This is a genomic window from Candidatus Bartonella washoeensis Sb944nv (assembly GCF_000278135.1).
Classification (GTDB): domain Bacteria; phylum Pseudomonadota; class Alphaproteobacteria; order Rhizobiales; family Rhizobiaceae; genus Bartonella; species Bartonella washoeensis.
The window spans coordinates 123,778-145,195 of the sequence record NZ_JH725022.1 but is presented as its reverse complement, the minus strand read 5'-3'; the positions used below and the strand labels follow the sequence as shown (position 1 = coordinate 145,195).

Genomic DNA, 21,418 nt, shown 5'->3' with positions numbered 1-21,418 from the left:
GATTATAAAGAATGTTTTCCAATGATGAACGTGAAGCAAAAATCCATTATTCCAACAATGGATATAAAATCGTCGAATATGGAACCTATACCTTTTGTGCTGTTAGCGGACAAAAAATACCTCTCGATGATCTAAAATATTGGAATCATCACCGCCAAGAAGCATATGCCAGTTGTGAAATTTCCTATCATCGCGAACTTGAATGTAATCCGTATCTCAGCCAATTGTTAAAAACACAAAAAAAATAACCAATTGAAAATTATAAATCCAGCCCTCACTTTTAAAAGTGTAATTTAAAAGAGGTGTTTGCGTTCTCTAAAACGGGTCATAACTTCCTCAAGGAGCATATGGCAAAAATCTCTTTGAGCAAAATCAACTTTAACATCAAAGACAATAAGATTTTTTAAATCTTTTTGCACACCGCTTGTCTGTATACGTGTGTAATCCTTAGCCGTTGTTGCCAACCATAAATTGTGCATTTTAGCCCTTTGTGCAAGATTTGTTAAATCAGTATCAGTAAAAAAATAGTGGTCAGGATAAGAGTAAGCTTGCACAACATAACCAGATAATTCTTTAATGGATTGAAAAAATTTATCCGGATTGCCAATGCCTGAAAATGCCAAAAATGATTTTCCCGCAACCCTATCGGATGCTAATGGTTTAAAATGAGCATAATGCAAAGCTTTTCCAGTACGGGTGACAAGGAAATCAATATTATCACACGCATCCGAATGGCCAATCAATAAAACACTGTCCATCAAAGAAAACTGTGTTTTTAAGGGTACACGCAAAGGCCCTGCTGGGAAAACAGCTCTATTCCCCAAACTACGCATTGCATCGACAACGAGCAATGCGTAATCTATGTGAAGACGACGGCTTTGAAATCCGTCATCCATTAAAATAAAATCACATCCTTCTTGCTTAAGTCGTTGTGCCGCTTCATAACGGTCTGGTGATATAGCAACAAATGCATGCCGTGCAAGTAAGAGTGCCTCATCACCAACATCGCGCGCATTATCCCATTTCTCATTTACAAGATGCACCCCCTTAACCATCGCACCATAACCACGCGATACAACACCAGGGACAAAACCAAGCTCTTTAGCGGCTTTCGCAAAAGCAATGACAACAGGCGTTTTACCAGCACCACCACATGTAAAATTGCCAATACATAAAACCGGAAGATCAATAATAAGGGACTGTCTTGTCATACGGCAACGAGAAAAATAACCATATACCCAAGAAATTGGAGCTAATAAAAAACGTAAAAAGCTTCTTTCCTTCCACCAAAAACGAGGTGCGCTAATATGCATATTGACCCCGATGTTGGCTTAAACTTGTCTGTATTACAAGGGGTTGCAAAAATGGATCAAGAACCTTTAGTGTACGCTCGAGTGCCCCTGCCATATCTGTCGCTACTTCATGAGCTTTATCAACCATTTTTTCCCGTAATGCTTCATTTGTTAAAAGCCTATATACCTGAATAGCAAGCTGTTTTGTATCTTGAACCATACATGCTGCATCACGCTTTAAAAATTGTTCAAACATTTCTTGGAAATTTGAGACATGAGGACCCGTTAAAATAGCTGAACCTAACAAAGCCAACTCCAATGGATTATGTCCACCATGTCCACACAAAGACTTCCCAAGGAAAGCAACTTTCGATAAGCGAAGGAAAAGTCCCATTTCTCCAATTGTATCTCCCCACAAAACATCTGTCTTCGTATCTGGAACAGCGTTTTCGCTTCTACGAATAAAACGCAAATTATTGTCACATTTCTTGATAAGATCTTCTGAACGTTCAGGATGACGAGGCACAATGATTGTCAATAAATCTGGCAAATAATTTTTAAGAATCTTATGAACTTCAAAAGCAATCTGCTCTTCCCCTTCATGGGTTGAAACAGCTGCCCAAACTGGACGATTACCAATAGCATCACGATACCGTGCTAACACTGTTTTATCTTTAACCAGAAAAACATCAGCTTTCAAATTACCAGAAAGCACAACAGATTTTACCCCAAGTGCATGGAAATAAGCCACATCCCTTTCGTTCTGAGCAATAGCTAGGTCAATATGCTTAAAAATATGTCTGGCAAGAACGCGCCGTTTTTGCCAAGCGTTAAAAGAACATTCAGACATATGAGCATTAACTAAAATCTGTGGAATATGCATTTTGGCAAGTTCTCTAATACGTAAAGGCCAAATTTCCGATTCACAAATCAGTGCTAAATCAGGCTTCCAATGGCTTATAAAACGGCGTACTGCCAAGTCCAAATCTAACGGAGCATATTGATGAATTAACCGATTACCAAAATGCTTTTTCACAAGAGAAGAAGATGTTACAGTACAAGTTGTCAATAATACATTGATTTTCAATGATAAGATATAATTAATCAGTGGGATAAGGGCAAGCGTTTCTCCAACGCTTGCTGCATGCAGCCAAATTAATGGACTTGGAGGACGTACTTCATGGCTTTTACCTAGGCGTTCTTTTTGGCGACCTTGCTCTTCTTTTCCACGGACAGTACGAAAAAACAAATAAAAAGGGATCATGGGACGTAAGCAAAAACCAATCATCCGATAGATTAAAAGAGCCACACGTGCCTTTAGTTCCAACATTTAAAATCACCTCATTTACCTATCTTGAGACATTTATAAGCTTCTTTTGTTAAACGATTCATCAACTCTTTTCATTGCATTGATTTCTCTTCTCATAAAACACTCTTCACATTTTAGGAGACAAAATGACTCCCTCTCTAAGATCAATTTGATCTCCAACAAGAAAAGAAATCACAGTTTTATTCCCTATTTTTTCAAGAATCTTGCCTCATAAAAAAGTGAGTGTGCACAAAGTATGATAGGGCAGATAAATAATTTGACTAATAAAATAATTCCTTTCCCAATTTTATACGTTTTTCCATGTGAAATATCAGCAATCATAATATCTTTTGTTAGATTTAAGAGCATTTTAGTTAATCGTGCTCACACCCATCTTTATTAACATCATGCATTCTACTTCGTCCCCTCGAACCATGCACAAATTTAAATTCTCATTTTTTGCAAATTGTGGCTTCATTCCTGTATGAATCAAACAAGAAAACATAGGAACAATTTCTTCACTTTGAGGATGAAAAAGAGAGCTCATCATATGCTATTCATGTAAAAAAATGATAATAAATTGATTATAAATGCTCTATGCCTTCACAACATTATTTTAACTTTTCAACAGCAGATTTATCCAACAAAAAAAACGCAAATAATTCATCCATACAACAAAAAACTTTGTAAACCACGTCTTTATCGATAAATGCTTCTCTTGCCAAAAGCGCTTTAAAGCGCATTGTTTCTTTTTCTGAATTATTTCACTCATCCTGATATTCAACCTTGCTACAGTCGTATAACCAAGAAAACAGAAATCGAATATTCAAACTTTACTCTGCATCACCTGTTTCAGGATCAAGAAACTGATGCAAATCTACGATGTAATAACGTTGTAATGCATTATCTACACTGCTTTGTGCCTTCGCCTGCCAAGCTTCATGCGCTGATTGGTAATCTGCGAAAATACCAACCACATCTAAATCATCAGGATTCCTAAATTGATTACTATTAAGATTTTTTAATTCCCCACCAAATACAAGATGCAAATATTGTTTTTTTTTGTTGTTTTCAATCATGTGTGCCTCCATATCTTTCAGAGATTTTAGCGCGCTTTTATGTGATTAAACTAACTTTGCTTGACGAACAACATCTATCATATTTTGACAGCAATTATTTTTACCAGCAACTAATAGTCCATATTGATAAGGTTCAATTCCGTAAGATATAAAAGATGCATCAAGTGATAGAAAACATCCCCCACATTCCTGCAAAATAAGATCAGCAGCGGCAATATCCCACGCATGACAATTCGGACGAACCAACACTATATCGACCTCACCTTGGGCAACAAGAACAATACGATACGCAAGGGAGGGAATGTATTGGTAAAAACTGACTTGATTGCAAAAATCATCCGGCAATTTTTGAGCTAGCGATTTATCAAGCGAAACCCTATATTTGTGATTAACCTCAGATTCTAAAAGAGGAAGCTCTCTGCCATTTAATGTCGCCCCTTCACCAGTAACAGCTGCATAAACATCTCCCTGAGCCGGACATTGCAAAACACCTACGATAGGACGCCCATTTTCAATAATGGCAATCGAAATACACCAATAGATACTGCCAGAAAGAAAACCACGAGTCCCATCAATAGGATCAACCACAAAGTAGCGTTCATAGACCTTTTCCCCGCGATCATCTTTTGTTTCTTCTGAAATCCATCCGTAATTTGGACGTGCTCCAAGAAGTTTTTCCTTCAAAAAATGATCAACTGCAAAATCCGCCTCACTGACCGGTGAATTGCCATCTTTAATCCAAACGTCCAATTCACATCCAAAATATTCCATTGCTAAATCCCCTGCCTGTCGACAAACATCAAGCAAAAGGTTTAGGTCAGAAGAATGATGCGTCTTATTTTCCTGCAAGTGTCATCCCTTCAATTAACAATGTCGGAGCCGCTGTACCATAACGCCGATCAATGTCGCTCGCAGGTGTTAAATGTGCTAACATATGGAGTAAATCAGAACCTAGCGTTACTTCATTTACCGGATAAGAAATTTCACCGTTGTCAATCCAAAAACCGGAAGCGCCACGACTATATTGGCCGGTAACAAAATCAATACCGTGTCCAAATAATTCTGTAACATAAAAACCACTCTGCAAACTTTTTATCATATCGTGAGGCGATATCAAACCTGGTTCAATAGCAAAATTTGTACTTGCCGGCTGAACTAACGACGCCGAACGCACACCGTGACCATTGGTTTTAAGCCCCAATTCACGCGCTGAAGATGAGGAAAGAAGCCAATTTTTCAAAACACCATTTTCAATAATATTTAATGTTTGCCCCTCTACTCCTTCCCCATCGAAAGGACGAGAAGAATTCCCACGCAATCGCAAAGGCTGATCTGTCACATTCACATCAGATTTCATCACTGATTTACCCATGAAATTTTGTAAAAGACTCGTCTTACGCGCTACAGATGCTCCATTCACCATACATGCGATATGCCCAGCAATTCCTCGAGCCGTACGCGGATCAAAAATAACATCAATCCCCCCAGTAGCAGCACGAACTGCACCTAAACGTCGAACTGCACCTAATCCTGCATTCCTGCCTACCGTTTCAGGTGCTTCCAAATCAGAAAAATGTAAGGCCGTTGTGTAATCATAATCTCGCTCCATCGCCGTCCCCTCCCCAGCAAGCGCACTGCAAGAACGTGAAAAATAACTAGAGCGATAGGCCCCACAAAAACCATCACTGGTCACAAGAACAAATCCACTACGGCCATAAGAGGTTGCAGATCCACCAGAATTGCTTACCCCTTTAACATCAAGTGCTGCTGCTTCCATTTTCAAAGCATCTTCCGTTAAAAAATGACTGTCCGGAACAAAATTATCAAAAAGATCAAGATCTTTAGGATGCGTAGCCAAATACTCTTTATCTGCCAAACCTTCAAATAAACTGTCTGGAGAAGCTTTAGCCATCGCAACAGCACGTTCTGCTAGTTCCTGCGGATAAGCCGCTAAATTAGCAGAAACACTTGCTACTTTCCTCCCAACAAAAACCCTCAATGTAAAATCATCGCTTTCCGAAGCTTCTGTCGATTCAACTTTTCCCAAACGAACCGATACACGGGTAGAATGCGCGTGAATAATAACAGCATCAGCAGCATCTGCTCCAGAACGCCTTGCCGATTCAATTAACGAAGCGGCTTTATCTATTTGGTCCTTGTCAGCCATCATAGCTCCCTCAAATATTAATCGTTCATATTGATAAAATTAGCCAATCTATACAAAAATATAACACTCACATGCTCATTGATAAAAATTATGCACTATTCATGCACTCTTTTTTTCAATGAAGTGAGAAATTTCTCTTTTTGAAAAAGCACAATATGTTGTATTTTTTTTGACTTAAGCCTTTCCAATTCACTTTTGTCATTCCACGATCAAAATCTGCACTTACAATCCAACCAATAGAAGATCATGCAATTGACATTAGCTTTAAAACTCTCAACCACTCAAATAACCAAAGAATGTTCTAAACCTCCTCTCCTTCAGCTACGGAAGGCTAAACCAATCCTCACGTTATTCCTCCAATAGCATTCTTTAATTTATAAACAAGTATAAGGAAATAATTTAACTCTTGTAGGATCCATTTTTCTTTTACGAGCTCTCTTATCACAAATACGAATCTTATGAATGAAATAAACTATAAACAAAATAAAAAATATCTTCTTTCGTGATAATTTTACCGAGATCAGCAGCCATAAATTTCTTTAACTCTGAATGGATATCAATAATACTATCGCCAATTACTTTATTTTACATCTATCAAAAATAAATTAGATTATAATATTCTCTCTTGATGCTATCTTATAGGATATAAACAGTACGATATTGTCTTATCTTATGCGCCATAATTAATAGGCCACTTTATCATTAAACAGAAAAGCCTAATCAACTTCCTCTCCTCAAAACACAAATTCAAAATTGCTAGAAAGATCTTGCTTTAAACATTGACACGTTTCCCCCCAGCATTTTATTGAAATGACGATTTTAGTGCCATGTTATCATAAATGGATGATAGAGAATTAAAATTTTTAGAAGAGTCTCAAATATTACATCTCTCCTTCGATTCAAATTACAAATAACAGCATCCACGCAACTAATTTTAGAAGAATCATAGTTCACAATTTTTTTCACAACTACAGAGGTATTTTCCAATAACGAAACATCTGTGCACATAAAAAACAATGTTTTTTAACAGATATATCTAGCGGAGTCAGATCAATCTTTGTGGTATAGATATTCAGCTTATTTATTATCTAGAAGCTTTCAAACTGTACTTTCAAAAAAGTACCAAAGAAGGAATCTTTTGGCTTTATAAACTCTTATAAAACAACAATTAACGATCCACAACTCTCTTAATCTCAACGAAAAAAGGAGTTTATAAGCTTTGATTTCTATAAAAGCTTTAATGTAGAATTGATCCCATATTATGGCATTATTAGATTTAAATGAATAACTGAAAAATACTTCGCAGATACAATTGGTTTGTCACCAAAGATTCCAAGACTTAGTTCTAATGCGGACTATAACCGCTGCATCATCTCCTTTTTGACAAATATCAATTTTCTTCGTGAATAAATGTAACTATAGAAGCGTTTTATTTTTAGTAAGAGCACGACGGCTCATTTCAAGCATTGCATCACGAAGGTGTAATTTAATTTTCGATCCAATAATGACCCCATATTAAGGGAGCAAATAAGCCAGACATATTTACAGTATGACGAATTCTATTGTTTGAAGAACTAGATTTCGTTGAACCAATATACTCATGATCAAAAATCATGCGCGTAAGAGGAAGTTTAGCATAATCAGAAAAACAAAGATTTTTAATAACTTTATCAAGTGTAAAGGTTACTTTCGGTCCTTTTTTAAGCTTCATTTTCCCTACAGCTCCTGCTTTGAAAACACCAGAAAGTTCTACCAACTCAAGTTCTTTATCCCAACAAGGCCAAGTTGCCACATCTTCCCACAGAGCCCAAATTTGCTCAGCACTTGCTTCTGTATTAATTTCTTCGCTATACGTCCATTTAAACATTAGTCCCCCCTATTTTTTTTCAAATAATTTACGTTTAAATACATTAAAGGGCAATGCAAATTCAGTAATCTTCTTCTCACTACACTTACAATTTCTAGCTTGTATATAGGTCTATAACATATACATAAATTATTTTTTTTATCATATTTTAAAAATCTAGATTGTATAACTTCTCTATAATTTTCTTAGCATAAATAAAAATACGTTTTTTCCACTTTCCTCATGTAATAAGCAAAGACTCCAATCCATCTAATCCTGATAATTTTAATAAAACTTTGTGGCGAGTTAGTTGATGCCAATCAATTATTTTAGACCATGCTTTAATTAAATAGGACCATTCAAGTTTTTTGAAGAAATCTTTTTTAGACACCTGATCAAAAATAGCAGAAATAGATGAATAATTAGCCATTAAAAATCCCCATTGCTTCGCGAATTAGAATTGCATCGTAAGCCGTAATTTCAAAAAAACTCATCGCGCTAACATCCCTCAATGAGGGTTGATCAGAAATTCAATTCCTTCATTGTCTTTTAAAATAACAGGTTGTGCTTGTTTATTTAAAATGATATTTTTTCGAAATGGTAAAAATGAGGAGCTTGCTCTACTTGATAAATGTGATTACCTGTAAACACACACTGAAATTCTATTGTTTGAAGGTTTTGTCCTGTACCCATTTCATTGCGTGGACAGTAAATGAAGACTTCATCTCCCTTAGATGTTTGTCGAAGGGGGGCGGCTTTACCGTGACAGACTTGAAGAAAACCAAATTCGGCTGCAAGGCGTGCGTAGGCCCGCAAAATCACCGCTGCCCAATGTTTCATTGTGTATTTACTCTTTCACAAAACAAGCGATATTTTTTACACTACGTGAAATATCTTTTTTAAATTTATGTATAACAAAGCCGTCTACTCTGCACCATTGAAAATACACAACCAAGCCAAGTGGATTAATTTCTCAATTATTGATTAGGTAGTTAATAACCTATATGATCGAAAAAAGTTGAACCTAAAATGAGGAGTAAAATATACATCCTTAAAGAAGAGAATATACAACCCGCTATTGAATTAAGCGTAAATTCAGGGTTAGTAAAGAGTGTTTTCAAGAAGTTATCTCTCCTCCAGTGCTTTCCTTTCTAATATAAAGAGATACATTACCATCATTACCAACCATCTCATTCATATACTTGCTGCATTTTTTAAGTATAAGACATAGAAAGCCTATTATGAGAAACAGAAATATATGAAAAAACAACTTTATGCGGTATGATCCTAAGAATCTTTGATGAAAAGATAAAATTTTACGGTTTTTTCTCCGTAATTCACGTTCACAAAGCAAACCGCTCTAAAATAAAGTGTGCATGAAAAAACTGTACAGAATAATTTTTTTATCCTATCGGATAAAATGAAAACTTTCTCAAGTCTGAGAACATGATCGCAGTTTATAGAAACGTATTGCTGTCTCACCATAAAAACGTTCATCATCTAGATAAAATACATCAGGTAAATGAATAATTGCTTCTTTCTTTTCTTCAAGCACGAAAAGTGTATCAGCTTTTGCCCACCCCCCTTTCAAAGCCTCTACAAAAGCACGCTCACCTAAACAATGGCCATAAGGAGGATCCGCACAGATAACATCAAATGGAAGCATTGTTCCAATACTGCCAAGTTTAGTTGCATCACGACGCAAAATTCGCCCAAACCCTTGTAATTCCAACAATTCAATATTTTTTTGAATTAATCCACGCCCCTCAACTGAATTTTCAACAAAAACAGCAGCTTTTGCACCACGCGATAGAGCTTCTATGCCTAAAGCACCAGTCCCAGAAAAAAGATCAAGGATACGTTTATTGGTCCAAAATTGTTCTTCTCGGCTAGAAAGAATATTAAAAAGGCTTTCGCGCGTACGATCACTCGTTGGGCGAATCGACTGATCAATAGGCGAAAACAAAACACGTCCAGCAAATTTACCGCCGATGACTCGCACGCGATCCTCCAAATGGCTTCGATGTTTTTACACCACTGCCATACGGTTTAGATTTCTTCATGACACCATCAAATGATTTCGTCTTTCTCTTATACTCAAAGGGGCGCCCTTCATGCCCCTCTTTAATAACCTTCCCTTCTTTATTAGAAAAACAATCTTTCTTACCAGAAATACGCACCGCACCATAAGATGTTTTGCCACGTTTTTTATCAAAATTAATGCCCTTATCTTTTTTAAACCGGTCTTCTAATGGCTTTTCCTTACCTCTATGGAAAGTTCTTCTACCAGACAAATCGCTTTTATGACCACGAGAATTATCCTCACTATAGAAAGACTTCTTACGCGTACTCTGCGGACGTGCGCCAGGAGCCATCCAAACATTAGAACGCCGAGAACGAGGCAAAAATTGCTCTGCTTTTTCACCCTCGTTTTTATCTTTTCGCATAAATTTTTCATCAGACTTTGTGCTCAATCGTGCTCGACCGCGCTCAAGAGAGCCGCCTCTCTGTCTGCGCTGTACATCTCTCCCACTTGAAAAAATCCATCCATCATTCGTGACAGCAAGATCTTTATGACTTCGTTTTTCCGGAAAAACTGCAGAATTTGAAAATGGCTTGAGAATAGGAGCATCAAAATCTGCATTGGCTTGCATAATTAAACGCTCTCCCAATTGATCACGTAACATCCGCCCTTTTAACTCACGAACTGCTCCCTCTTCTAAATCAGAGAGCTGAAATGGACCATAAGATACACGAATCAAACGATTAACTGATAGTCCTAATGCACCCAAAACATTCTTTATTTCACGATTTTTTCCTTCACGCAAAGCCACAGAAAGCCACACATTCGCCCCTTGTTCACGTTCAATCGATGCCTCAATCGAACCATAGAAAATACCATTAATTGCAATGCCATTTTTAAGGTTATCAAGCGCGCTCTGTTTCACTCTTCCATGAGCACGAACCCGATATTTACGCACCCAGCCCGTCAACGGAAGCTCTAATACACGCGCTAGTCCACCGTCATTGGTGAGCAACAAAAGCCCTTCTGTATTAATATCAAGCCTGCCGACAGAAAGGACACGTGGCATTCCTTTCGGCAAATTGTCAAATACTGTCGGCCTACCTTCAGGATCACGGGTTGTGGTGACAAGTCCTGCCGGCTTATGGTAAAGCCATAACCGTGTTCGTTCTATAGGAGATAAAGGTTTACCATCAACTGTAATAATATCAGAGCGTGTAACGTTAAAAGCAGGCGTCGTCACAACTGTGCCATTAACAACAATACGACCTGCCACAATCATCATTTCTGCATCACGCCGTGACGCAACACCAGCACGCGCTAATCTTTTAGCAATCCGCTCACTCTCATTTTTGTCATTCATTTGCTTTTCACACCATTTTTTTCCAGTACATTCAGCAAACTTTTTACACGCACTATATTGCTTACCTTGTAAGGGGGAGTAGCACAATCATTGATCATTTTCTATCCTTTGACAGCAATAATATACCTATTACTTGCAAGTCAGTTTTAAACACTTTAAAAAAGCTATGGTACCTTCTGACATGGTAATAGCTTACTTACTTTACAGTATCTCACTATAAAAGTATCTCACTATAAAAAAGAGCCTTTGGGCACTACATTTCAAGTAGAAAAAACACGATGACTTTAACTCCTATGGAAATAGCTCTTTTAGAAGCACAATTAGCAGAAAAAAAAGAGGAAGTCCCTGTCGGAGCAGTCATAACACGTGGAACAATAATCATTGCACGCGCTGGTAATTATACAAAAACCCCACATGATCCTACGGGACACGCAGAAATGCGGGTTATCCGTATAGCCTGTGAAGCACTCCAAAGTGAAAGGCTTCCTGATTGCGACCTTTATGTAACGCTTGAACCTTGTGCTATGTGTGCAGCAGCTATTTCATTTGCACGGATACGACGCCTCTATTACGCAACGAGTGATCCCAAAGGTGGTGCTATCGAACATGGTCCACGCCTATATCAACAGCCAACTTGTCATCACAAACCTGAAGTCTATTCTGGCTTCAAGGAAAAAGAAGCTGCTCAACTGCTTAAAAACTTTTTTGCACAAAAGCGGCGTTAAAAAGGCTACCAGCTCTTTTTGCCAGAGCCCCTTTTCGAAGTGCTTTTTCTCTCCCGCTCTTTCAATGCTTCGTCTTTACCTTGTTGGCCAACAGGCGCAGTCCTTGCCGGCTGACGATAACTTAAAGGAGGTTCAGTAAGATACCGACGATACTCTGGGCTTCCAACGTGTGCTCTCTGACGACGTAAATATTCTTGCCGTTGCTCCGCATTCAACCGTGAAACATTTTCTGAACCATCAATAGATGATACTTTTTGGGGGAAAACAGAAACGCTGCCTCTGTCAGGATGTTGCTTTAGTGTTGCTGTTCCACCAAAAGATCCAGCCTGTGTTACATCTTGTTGAGGTAGTGGTAAAATTACCCGTGAACCAGGGCTTGGCATTACAAGTTTTGGACGAGATTTCATAACAAGCTGGCTAGTGTTGTTTGTCGGCGTTAACGAAGTAATGTTAGCGACATCTTCAAAAAATTGCAAGGAAGCCGGCTTACCTGTACCATAGGTAGGAGCAGATAAACCGCATCCCGTTAAGATAAGGCACACGCCCAAAATGCTTGTTGAAAATATTTTTACTTCACGTTTTTTCACTGCTTATCCATTTTTCTAAGTATCTGGCTGATAGATATTCCCGCAATTTACTGGAGATCAATCCCCACATAGAAAATTACCCCCCAAAGATAAAACAACGGAGCCTACCCCTACCATAAAAGACCTTACGCATCAATGACAGAATCTGAACGCTAAAACGCTGTTTACAATCTTGGATTTTTCCTCCCTGATGCAAAACTTTTAAATTTTGCCAAGCATGTGTAACTCCCGCAAAGTAGCCGCATCGCGAGCAGATACATCAGGATAAGCGGGATCGCTTCCAACATCTTGTGTATAACGCCATGATCGAGCACATTTTGTCCCCAAAGCCTTACCTGGATATACACCAACGCCTTCAACATCGCTTAGAATAAAAGCATCCGCAGGCGGTACATCCTCAGTAATTGTTAGAGCACTGGTAATACAAATTTCTGCCATATCCAAATTTTCTAAAGCCTCCAGCAAAACCGGATTAGAAATAAAAACAATAGGTGCCGCTTCTAAAGATGATCCAATACGTTTGTCAGCACGTTCTAGCTCTAAAGCACCCGTCACAACTTTACGAACCTGCCGAACTTTTTTCCAACGCTCAGCTAAAGATTCATTTTTCCATTCCCCTGGTACAGGGCGGAATTGCTCTAAATGCACCGATTGACTTTCTGGATAACGTTCCAGCCATGCTTCTTCCATGGTAAAAGGCAACATTGGAGCAAGCCATGTTACCATTCGCTCAAAAATCTCACGAACAACTTGCAAAGAAGCTTTACGTTTTTTTGATGAAGGTGCATCACAATAAAGAGAGTCTTTGCGAATATCAAAATAAAATGCTGATAACTCCGTGATCGAAAAATCCAACAATGCACGCATAATCTTCTTAAAATCAAATTCGTCATAGGCTCGATTAATCAACTGATCGAGTTCAAAAAGACGATGTAATATCAATTTTTCAAGATCTGGCAGTGCACAATAAGATATTTTTTCTCCTTCATCATGTGCTAGAGTTCCAAGCATCCAACGAATTGCATTGCGTAATTTACGATACGAATCCACATTCGTCTGAAGGATTTTTTTGCCTAAACGCTGATCTTCCCAATAATCAGTTGTCATCACCCAAAGACGAAAAATATCAGCACCAGAAGTTTTAATGATCTCTTGCGGAACAACTGTATTCCCCAAAGATTTAGACATTTTCTTGCCATTTTCATCCAAAGTAAAACCGTGTGTAATCACCGCCTTATAAGGTGAAGAAGCACGCGTCCCACAGCTTTCTAAAAGAGAAGACTGGAACCACCCGCGATGCTGATCAGATCCTTCAAAATAAATATCAGCAGGCCATTTCAAATCATCCCGATCTTCTAATACAAAGCTATGGCTCGCTCCAGAATCAAACCAAACATCAAGAATATCACGAACCTGAATCCAAGACTCATGCGCGCGTTCACCTAAAAAACGTTCGCGCGCTCCTTCCGCAAACCATGCATCTGCCCCTTCTGCTTCAAAAGCCTGCAAAATACGCTCATTCACTCGCTCATCTTTAAGAACAACACCATCCTCATTCGCAAAAATACAAATCGGAACGCCCCAAGCACGCTGACGAGAAAGGACCCAATCGGGGCGATCTGCTATCATAGAAGCCAAACGATTTTGACCAGAAGAGGGCACAAAACGCGTCATCGAAACAGCCTCCAACGCGCGACTGCGTAGGGTTGAACCATCGCCAAGATCTTTATCCATTGAAATAAACCATTGCGGTGTATTACGAAAAATAACAGGCTTTTTCGAACGCCAACTATGAGGATAAGAATGTTTTAAGCGACCGCGTGCAAACAATCGATTCGCTTTAATTAAAGCATTAATAACCTCTTTATTAGCGTCACCCATTTTTCCATTATCATCAATAACGCGCACAGCGCCCTCTTTACGATCTGGACCAAAACCAGGAGCATCCTTCGTATAAAAACCAGCATCATCAACAGGAAAGGGTATAGATGAATCAATACCCGCCTGCTCTAATAGAGGTTTATAGGCATTCCAAATTTCAAAATCCTCACGCCCATGGCTGGGCGCTGTATGAACAAAACCTGTACCAGCACTTTCTGTTACATGCGAACCATCAAGCATCGCAATCTTATAATTATAACCTCCAGCTAAGCCTTTTAATGGATGAGAAAGAAAGAGCGTTTTAAGCTCATCAGCAGAAACAACACGCAAATGTTTCAAAACAAGTTTTGCTTTTTCTGCACAACTCATCGCCAACGCATCAGCAAAAAGAAGCTTTTCCCCAGCTTGAGGACCAAAATCATTTTCCGCACTTTCAACCTCGTAAACACTGTAAGAAATTTGCGAAGAATAGCTCACCGCACGATTACCAGGAATTGTCCATGGAGTCGTGGTCCAAATTACGACATAAGCACCATATAAGTCACTAGAATCGACTTCAATAACAGGAAATTTAACCCAAATAACCTCTGATTCATGATCATGATATTCAATTTCTGCCTCAGCCAAAGCCGTGCGCTCAACTACAGACCACATTACAGGCTTTGAACCACGATAAATCTGGTCTGACATAGCGAATTTCATCAATTCACTAGCGATGCGTGCTTCTGCATGAAAAGCCATTGTGGTGTAGGGAGTGTTAAAATCTCCGACAACACCAAGACGTTTAAATTCTTCACTTTGAACAGTTATCCAATATTGAGCGAACTCTCGACATTCTTGACGAAATTCGTTAAGGGGTACATCATCCTTATTTTTTCCTTGTGCACGATATTTTTCTTCAATTTTCCATTCAATCGGAAGACCATGACAATCCCAACCAGGGACGTAATTTGCGTTAAAACCACGCATTTGGAATGAACGGACAATTACATCTTTTAAAACTTTGTTCAAAGCATGGCCGACATGAATATGGCCATTTGCATAAGGGGGACCATCATGAAGAATGTAAAGTGGACGATCTTTTGCTTGCTGGCGCAATAGAGCATAAAGCCCCATATCTTCCCATCGTGCCATCAGTTCAAGCTCTTTTTGTGGCAGGCCCGCACGCATAGGAAAATTAGTTTGTGGTAGATAAAGAGTTTTTGAATAATCTATTGTTTCATTTTTCACAGTCATTGTGAAATATTCCTGTCCACTTTTACGATTTCATTCTCGCATAACTTCCCTGAACCCTGCAACTCTGGTTTTTTGATCTATGGGAAAAGCCAAGCCAATCATTCGTATTAGCAGCGATCAAGAAAATATATCATTATATTTCATGGGCTTTATCATGAAACTATCAAGAAAGGAAACCTAAAAATGATTCTCTTAAAAAAATAAAGGCCCCACCATTGGCGGAGCCTCTTAAAAAGTCTCTTACAAAAAAATCAGAATTTGTAAGCTACACCAACACGGAAATCATTGGTCTTGTAGCTAATTTCAAGTTTTTCCTTTGCAAATTTCTTTTTACCAAAGTCTGAGTAACGGTATTCCGCACGCAACAAAACATTGTCGGTCATTGCAAAATCAACACCACCACCAATAGTATAACCAATCATTGTCTTTTTTTCATCGATTAAGTCCTTAGAAGAAATTGTTTCTTCACTCTGTTTCTTAAACGATATCGATACTGTATCCTGAAGCTGTGTATAAGCAATACCACCAGCAATATAAGGCATAATGCGATCAGCAGCAAAACCTATCCGCACCCGTGTAGCACCAGCCCAATTTTGTTTTAAAGTATGGCTTACAGTTTCAACGTTGCCATCTTGATTCAAACCCAGACCAGCGATCTCATTCTTCACTTGCTCTATACCATAGACACTCGTACCGTTCTCATCTTTAGCTTGTGTACCTTGCGCACTGCGTCCAGCCACATTATGTGCAGCATGGGAATTAGAAGCATGTGGATTAGTCGCCCCACCATGTCCAGCTCCATGAGACATACCATGTGGATGAGCACCATGTCCACCGCCATTAGATGCACCATTATGACCATGAGCAACTACTCTTGCCCCATCTGCACTACCCGCCGCTGAACCAGAAGATGGTACCCCGGATGCTGCCGGTGCTGCTGCTGGTGCTGGTGCTGGTGCTAATAATATCCGGCTACTTGCTAAGCTCCTTCCCGCTTCCGATTTCGTTACTGCTTCCGATTTGACCGCTACTGGCTTAGTTGCTGCTGGCTTCGCTTCTGCTGGCTTTTTTGGTGCTGGAGTATTTCCTGCTGAGGGAGTTGCTGCTGAGGGAGTTGCTGCTGAGGGAGTTGCTACTGGAGCAGTTGCTGCTGGAGCAGTTGCTGCTGGAGCAGTTGCTGCTGGAGCAGTTGCTGCTGAGGAAGATCCTGCTGTAGTGGTTCCTGCTGTAGTGGTTCCTGCTGTAGTGGTTCCTGCTGTAGTGGTTCTTGCTGACTGTCCTGATAGTGACCGTGCTGATCTACGAGATCTTGTTACCACATTGTCTACTGAAGCATTATCAGCCCCGCTTAAAGTGATCGTTTTTGTGTGTTTTTGTCCAGCCCAACTTAAATCCGTATCGATACTAAAAATGAAATTATCGCCAAGATCAATATTAGCACCTGTGTAAAGACCCCCTTGAAAACCTGAAAGTTTAGGGGACCAATCTTTACTTAGTGGAATAGTTTTGTCCTTACCAACAAAACCCATATCAGTTTTACTCGAAAAACCACCAGCCTGGCCACCAAAATAAAAACCTGTCCATGTGAAATTAGGAACTACAACAGCTGACTGAATAGTTCGTGCTGGCTGATGAGGAACCATCACATCAGCTGCCTGTGCAGCAGAAGCTGATATTAAAGCAAAAATAGAAGCTGATATTAAACGTTTCGTGTTCATAAGTTATCTCCAAATATACAAAACGGATTATATATAGGACATCTATTTTAAAATATCTGTAGCAAAAATAGCACATTTATAAAAATTCACAAAAAATAGAGGCCCTGTCAAAGACAGGGCCTCTTAGTAATCTAATTTTATACTAATCAGTTAGCTTTGTGCTCAATTAGAATTTGTAAGCTACGCCAACACGAAAATCATTGGTCTTGTAGTGGAATTCAGCATCATCTTTTTCAAATTTCTTTTTACCAAAATCTGAGTAACGGTATTCCGCACGCAACAGAACATTATCAGTCATAGCGAAATCAACACCACCACCAATGGTGAAACCAACCATTGTCATGGTTTTATCAGATTCTTTAGTAGAAACGGTTTTACCGGATGCATCTTTTCCTGAAACTGTAGCAATACCTTGCATCTGTGCATAAGCAATACCACCAGCAACATAAGGCAGAATGCGATCAGCAGCAGCAAAACCAACACGTACCCGCGTAGCACCAGACCATTTTTCTTTAAAAGTAAAATTGTTCTTAATCTTAGCATCCACTAAAGCTGTTGTCTTAAGGCTGATAGACTTCTTCTCTTCAGCACCTGCGTTAGGAGTCTGACTAGCACCTGCGTTAGAGGTCTCAGAGCTATTACCGCTAAAAACAGAGATCGTTTTTGTTTCTCCTCTGTCAGCCCAAACTGCATCGGTTTCAACACCTAGAATGAGACCATTTCCAAGATCCACATTAGAACCCGCATAAATACCACCCATGAAACCTGAAGGCTGAGGTGTTTCATCTTTAGTGAGAAGTTTATTTTTTGTAGCTGGATCAGTTATCTCAACCTTACTCGAAAAGTTCCCAACTTGACCACCAATATAGAAACCTGTCCAAGAAAAAGTAGGGGCAGTAATAACTGGCGCTACTTCATGTGGAACGATAACATCAGCAGCCTGTGCTGCAGAAGCTGAAATCAAAGCGATAACAGAGGTCGTCATTAAAGATTTTATATTCATAAATTTTGCTCCTTATATTTTATGACACAATGCTATACACCTTGACGAAAAAAATCTGTAGTAAAAATAACACAGTTATACAAAATAGAAACTCCGTTCAAAAACAAAGCCTTTTAATAATTGAGTTTTGCACTAGAGATTATAAGTTATCTTACTGAAATCATTGAATTTACAATTAAGTTCATGCTTTTTATTTGCGAGTTTCCTTTTATCAAAATCGACGAATAAAAACATTCGGCATGTATAATAATTATGAAGTATGTGATAATATAGCAACATAAAAACAAATGAGGCTTCGCCAAAGACGCAGCCTCTTCTTAATTTAAGCTTATAATAAGTTAAAATTTGTAAGCCACACCAACACGGAAATCATTGGTTTTATGAGAAGTTTCATATTTATCGTTTGAGTATTTCTTTTTACCAAAATCCGAGTAACGATATTCCGCCCGTATAATAACATTATTGGTCATTGCTAAATCAACACCCGCACCAAGAGTGTAGCCAACAAATGTTTTTGTTTCATCAGACAAATTACCAGAAGCAATTACTTTACCTGTATTCTTGTCTGTTATGGATACTGATGCGATATCTTGAAGCTGTGTATAAGCAATACCACCAGCAACATAAGGCATAATGCGCTCAGCAGCAAAACCGATACGTACCCGCGTAGCACCAGCCCACTTTTCTTTAAAAGTGAAACTGCTTACGCGTTTATTACCAGCTTGGAGTATTTTTTCACCAATCTTAATCCCAGCTTCGTCCAGCATCTTTTTAATATATGGTATGTGCTGTTGCTCAATACTATATACTTTCCCCGTCTTCGTATCATTTTTATCGGTCCAAATGATATCTGTATCAATACCCAGAATAAGACCATTGCCAAGATCAACATTGGAACCAGCATAAAGACCACCCATAAAACCTGACAGTTTAGGTAAAAAATCATCATCCACTGGAATAGTTTTTCCATTACTAAGAATATCCATTTTCGTTTTACTGGAAAAACTCCCAATCTGGCCACCAAGATAAAAACCTGTCCAAGAAAAAGTGGAAGGAATAATAACTGGAGTAACTGGTGTAGGCTGAGGGGAAATAATAACATCCGCTGCCTGCGCTACTGAAGCTGAAACAAAAGCGAAAGCAGAAGCCGTTATTAACCATTTTATATTCATAATTTTCTCTCCATAGCTGAATATTTGAACACACGATCTCATATAGAGCTACAACTATAGATATCTGTAGTAAAAATGATACACCCATAAAAAAAACAAGAAATCTACCAAATCATTCCCCTCTTAGTCATTTGATTTGCCATACAATGAGAATTTGTAAATTATGCTGTTGCAGATTATAATCTCATCAAATTCAATGCTGTTCTTTATGAATTTTCTCAAAAAGTCTAAACAAAACCCCTCTGCGTGTATAATAACACTGTCAATCATTGCAAAATGCAAAGCACACCACATGTACACAAGCAACGGCTTTAGCTTTAACCACGGCATTACCTTATGCAATTAATGTGGCCTCTTCGATTGTTATCTCACAAATGAAAAAAACGTATCCATGTATAAACTCCATTATGAACAACACAAAACGTCATAAAAACTGGTCTTCTTCCCAATCGATTTTTTAAACAATTTTTTAAACAATGGGACTTTTTACGCATTTATTTTTTTTGAAATATAGTCGTACCTCTTTTATTTTCTGCTTTTGCTAACGTTCTAGAAAATCTTTTTTAGAACGTCTGCACAGTCTTGCATAATGGTTTGCCATCTCTTTTGTCGACTCTTATTGGATAAACCCTAGCAAAACCTCGTCAACTCTCCCAGATAAACGTTGAAACTTGCATAAAACTGCCTCTCACGCCAGAAAACTGAAGTATAAACTCCTACTAAATGAGAAGCTCTTGCCGAAATCTTCAAGTGCAATGCTGATTACCCCCCATTCTCTCCGAAAAAACAGAAGTCAGCTTTAAAATTTTTAGTAAAAATAACACACCCTGATACAAAAAATAAAAAACTTATCACCACATACAAAGCAATGTGTTAAATCACTAATAAACTAAAATCTCCTGATTGCCACATACAAATGAAGAGATTCTGTACTCTGCTTTGCCATCACCCTCACGCATCATTTGATCGCAATCGGAGTATCTGTATCTTACATGAATGATACCCTCAGTCACAACAAAAGCACCCTCACAACTAAAGCGCAAATAAACACTGCCAACACCCCACTTTTAAGTTAGCAAACACTCATATTCTCCTCATTTCACTCATGACCGAGAGTAAATACAAGACCTTAATATTGGCTTCTTTAGCTTACTAAAAACTCATCGGACTGCGCATAAATAGGCTTGGTCGTCCTTTTCCTCTTCCTCTTCCTTGACCAGATCCTCTTCTTTTTTGAGACGAAGACGCTACAGGTACCAACTGAACAGCTGGTTCCTTTTGATTATTACCAAGAGAAGAAAATTTCTCTCGTAAAGCTTCACATAAAGGATTGTTAATCTGTGCATCAGCAAAAAAACTTTTAGAAGAAGAAACTCCCTCTACAAACTTTTGAGTAACCATAAAACTCGCTGCCTGTGCTACAGAGATTGAAGCAAAAGTAGCATAAGCTGTAATCAAATACATCATTTTCATAGATCTATCTCCATATAAATATCCATAATGGATTTTACATAGTGCGCTCTGTTCAAACTTCCATAAAAAATGATACGCTTAAAATAGAAAAGGGGGAAAATCCCCCAAAAACAAAGGTTTTTAGCACTTTAATTTTTAAATAGATAGAAAATTTAAGCTATATCAACACGAAAAACATCCGTTTTGTATCTTATAAAGAAAACAATGCACCATCACATATAAAACAAACTAAACCGATGTTTACCAAAATACTCTCTAGCAAGAACATTCCACTTCGTATACCTAATACAATCTCGACAGCATTCATAGAAAGTATACTCTTATTCGTATTTTCTGCTACCATCGCCGATACAATTGCCTGTCTCTTTTCTTGTCTAATATTAGAAAACAAAGACAGTTATAAACATCAAAAAGCACATCTGCGTAAATGTACTTTGTTATTGTGCATTCCTCAAATTAAAGAGTTCTCACCCTATCTCCATAAGGATTTTGTCATAAAATGTAGCAATCAAAATAGGTGAAAGAAAAAATGTAAATGCCCATG

General features: G+C 38.5%; 17 protein-coding genes and 1 pseudogene. 2 read left to right on the top strand and 16 right to left on the bottom strand.

What is annotated here, in order from left to right; genetic code table 11:
• Positions 1 to 11: 11 nt before the first annotated feature.
• Entirely contained in the window at positions 12 to 248 is a 237-nt protein-coding gene (locus MCQ_RS00595; protein ID WP_006922915.1) for a DUF2093 domain-containing protein, read from the top strand.
• Positions 249 to 293: 45 nt separating this feature from the next.
• On the opposite strand, the gene lpxK is transcribed toward MCQ_RS00595, so the two are convergent.
• The 10 genes and pseudogenes from lpxK to MCQ_RS00545 all read right to left on the bottom strand — a co-directional run bounded on the left by lpxK (position 294) and on the right by MCQ_RS00545 (position 11,079).
• Positions 294 to 1,313 carry a tetraacyldisaccharide 4'-kinase gene (gene lpxK, locus MCQ_RS00590; RefSeq protein WP_006922914.1) on the bottom strand — a complete coding sequence of 340 codons (1,020 nt, stop codon included), beginning with the start codon at positions 1,311 to 1,313 and terminating at the stop codon, positions 294 to 296.
• Entirely contained in the window at positions 1,303 to 2,622 is a 1,320-nt protein-coding gene (waaA, locus tag MCQ_RS00585) for a lipid IV(A) 3-deoxy-D-manno-octulosonic acid transferase (protein ID WP_006922913.1), read from the bottom strand. Before waaA ends, lpxK begins: the two co-directional genes overlap by 11 nt.
• Before the next feature lie 812 nt (positions 2,623 to 3,434).
• Complete coding sequence (locus tag MCQ_RS00580) at positions 3,435 to 3,680, bottom strand: DUF4170 domain-containing protein (RefSeq protein WP_006922912.1); 246 nt, start codon at positions 3,678 to 3,680, stop codon at positions 3,435 to 3,437.
• A gap of 45 nt (positions 3,681 to 3,725) precedes the next feature.
• Complete coding sequence (locus tag MCQ_RS00575; protein WP_006922911.1) at positions 3,726 to 4,529, bottom strand: 3'(2'),5'-bisphosphate nucleotidase CysQ; 804 nt, start codon at positions 4,527 to 4,529, stop codon at positions 3,726 to 3,728.
• Entirely contained in the window at positions 4,516 to 5,847 is a 1,332-nt protein-coding gene (locus tag MCQ_RS00570) for a TldD/PmbA family protein (RefSeq protein ID WP_035007627.1), read from the bottom strand. The genes MCQ_RS00575 and MCQ_RS00570 overlap by 14 nt, the downstream gene beginning before the upstream one ends.
• A gap of 1,416 nt (positions 5,848 to 7,263) precedes the next feature.
• A pseudogene (locus tag MCQ_RS00565) lies at positions 7,264 to 7,714 on the bottom strand (SRPBCC family protein).
• A 220-nt stretch (positions 7,715 to 7,934) separates the two neighbouring features.
• Positions 7,935 to 8,123: a hypothetical protein gene (locus MCQ_RS00560; RefSeq protein WP_006922908.1), complete on the bottom strand. Its 189-nt coding sequence runs from the start codon at positions 8,121 to 8,123 to the stop codon at positions 7,935 to 7,937.
• Positions 8,124 to 8,269: 146 nt separating this feature from the next.
• A complete protein-coding gene (locus MCQ_RS09455) occupies positions 8,270 to 8,533 on the bottom strand; it encodes an EVE domain-containing protein (protein ID WP_006922906.1) in 264 nt (87 codons plus the stop codon).
• A gap of 592 nt (positions 8,534 to 9,125) precedes the next feature.
• Positions 9,126 to 9,695 carry a 16S rRNA (guanine(966)-N(2))-methyltransferase RsmD gene (gene rsmD / locus MCQ_RS00550; protein ID WP_006922904.1) on the bottom strand — a complete coding sequence of 190 codons (570 nt, stop codon included), beginning with the start codon at positions 9,693 to 9,695 and terminating at the stop codon, positions 9,126 to 9,128.
• The gene (locus MCQ_RS00545) at positions 9,676 to 11,079 is read right to left on the bottom strand and encodes a pseudouridine synthase (protein ID WP_006922902.1); all 1,404 of its coding nucleotides are present in this window, start codon (positions 11,077 to 11,079) and stop codon (positions 9,676 to 9,678) included. The genes rsmD and MCQ_RS00545 overlap by 20 nt, the downstream gene beginning before the upstream one ends.
• A gap of 278 nt (positions 11,080 to 11,357) precedes the next feature.
• Between MCQ_RS00545 and MCQ_RS00540 the strand changes: the two genes are divergently transcribed.
• On the top strand, positions 11,358 to 11,804 hold the full coding sequence (locus MCQ_RS00540; RefSeq protein ID WP_006922900.1) for a nucleoside deaminase: 447 nt from the start codon (positions 11,358 to 11,360) through the stop codon (positions 11,802 to 11,804).
• A 5-nt stretch (positions 11,805 to 11,809) separates the two neighbouring features.
• Here the strand turns inward: MCQ_RS00540 and MCQ_RS00535 are convergent, their stop codons facing one another.
• The 6 genes from MCQ_RS00535 to MCQ_RS00510 form a co-directional block, all read right to left on the bottom strand.
• Positions 11,810 to 12,391: a hypothetical protein gene (locus tag MCQ_RS00535; protein WP_006922899.1), complete on the bottom strand. Its 582-nt coding sequence runs from the start codon at positions 12,389 to 12,391 to the stop codon at positions 11,810 to 11,812.
• 201 nt (positions 12,392 to 12,592) lie between these two features.
• Entirely contained in the window at positions 12,593 to 15,508 is a 2,916-nt protein-coding gene (gene ileS, locus MCQ_RS00530) for an isoleucine--tRNA ligase (protein ID WP_006922898.1), read from the bottom strand.
• Positions 15,509 to 15,759: 251 nt separating this feature from the next.
• Complete coding sequence (locus tag MCQ_RS00525; RefSeq protein WP_006922897.1) at positions 15,760 to 17,226, bottom strand: outer membrane protein; 1,467 nt, start codon at positions 17,224 to 17,226, stop codon at positions 15,760 to 15,762.
• Positions 17,227 to 17,392: 166 nt separating this feature from the next.
• Positions 17,393 to 18,229, bottom strand: a complete 837-nt coding sequence (locus MCQ_RS00520) for a porin (protein WP_006922894.1) — start codon at positions 18,227 to 18,229, stop codon at positions 17,393 to 17,395.
• Positions 18,230 to 18,567: 338 nt separating this feature from the next.
• The gene (locus tag MCQ_RS00515; protein WP_006922892.1) at positions 18,568 to 19,401 is read right to left on the bottom strand and encodes an outer membrane protein; all 834 of its coding nucleotides are present in this window, start codon (positions 19,399 to 19,401) and stop codon (positions 18,568 to 18,570) included.
• Between the two features lie 1,152 nt (positions 19,402 to 20,553).
• The gene (locus MCQ_RS00510) at positions 20,554 to 20,874 is read right to left on the bottom strand and encodes a hypothetical protein (protein WP_006922890.1); all 321 of its coding nucleotides are present in this window, start codon (positions 20,872 to 20,874) and stop codon (positions 20,554 to 20,556) included.
• Positions 20,875 to 21,418 lie beyond the last annotated feature (544 nt).

What these genes read in the sequence shown, in the direction of transcription:
- MCQ_RS00595 (WP_006922915.1), top strand. Translation starts at nt 12, where the DNA reads ATGTTTTCCAATGATGAACGTGAAGCAAAAATCCATTATTCCAACAAT.
- lpxK (WP_006922914.1), bottom strand. Translation starts at nt 1,313, where the DNA reads ATGCATATTAGCGCACCTCGTTTTTGGTGGAAGGAAAGAAGCTTTTTA.
- waaA (WP_006922913.1), bottom strand. Translation starts at nt 2,622, where the DNA reads ATGTTGGAACTAAAGGCACGTGTGGCTCTTTTAATCTATCGGATGATT.
- MCQ_RS00580 (WP_006922912.1), bottom strand. Translation starts at nt 3,680, where the DNA reads ATGATTGAAAACAACAAAAAAAAACAATATTTGCATCTTGTATTTGGT.
- MCQ_RS00570 (WP_035007627.1), bottom strand. Translation starts at nt 5,847, where the DNA reads ATGGCTGACAAGGACCAAATAGATAAAGCCGCTTCGTTAATTGAATCG.
- MCQ_RS00560 (WP_006922908.1), bottom strand. Translation starts at nt 8,123, where the DNA reads ATGGCTAATTATTCATCTATTTCTGCTATTTTTGATCAGGTGTCTAAA.
- MCQ_RS09455 (WP_006922906.1), bottom strand. Translation starts at nt 8,533, where the DNA reads ATGAAACATTGGGCAGCGGTGATTTTGCGGGCCTACGCACGCCTTGCA.
- MCQ_RS00545 (WP_006922902.1), bottom strand. Translation starts at nt 11,079, where the DNA reads ATGAATGACAAAAATGAGAGTGAGCGGATTGCTAAAAGATTAGCGCGT.
- MCQ_RS00540 (WP_006922900.1), top strand. Translation starts at nt 11,358, where the DNA reads ATGACTTTAACTCCTATGGAAATAGCTCTTTTAGAAGCACAATTAGCA.
- ileS (WP_006922898.1), bottom strand. Translation starts at nt 15,508, where the DNA reads ATGACTGTGAAAAATGAAACAATAGATTATTCAAAAACTCTTTATCTA.
- MCQ_RS00525 (WP_006922897.1), bottom strand. Translation starts at nt 17,226, where the DNA reads ATGAACACGAAACGTTTAATATCAGCTTCTATTTTTGCTTTAATATCA.
- MCQ_RS00520 (WP_006922894.1), bottom strand. Translation starts at nt 18,229, where the DNA reads ATGAATATAAAATCTTTAATGACGACCTCTGTTATCGCTTTGATTTCA.
- MCQ_RS00515 (WP_006922892.1), bottom strand. Translation starts at nt 19,401, where the DNA reads ATGAATATAAAATGGTTAATAACGGCTTCTGCTTTCGCTTTTGTTTCA.
- MCQ_RS00510 (WP_006922890.1), bottom strand. Translation starts at nt 20,874, where the DNA reads ATGAAAATGATGTATTTGATTACAGCTTATGCTACTTTTGCTTCAATC.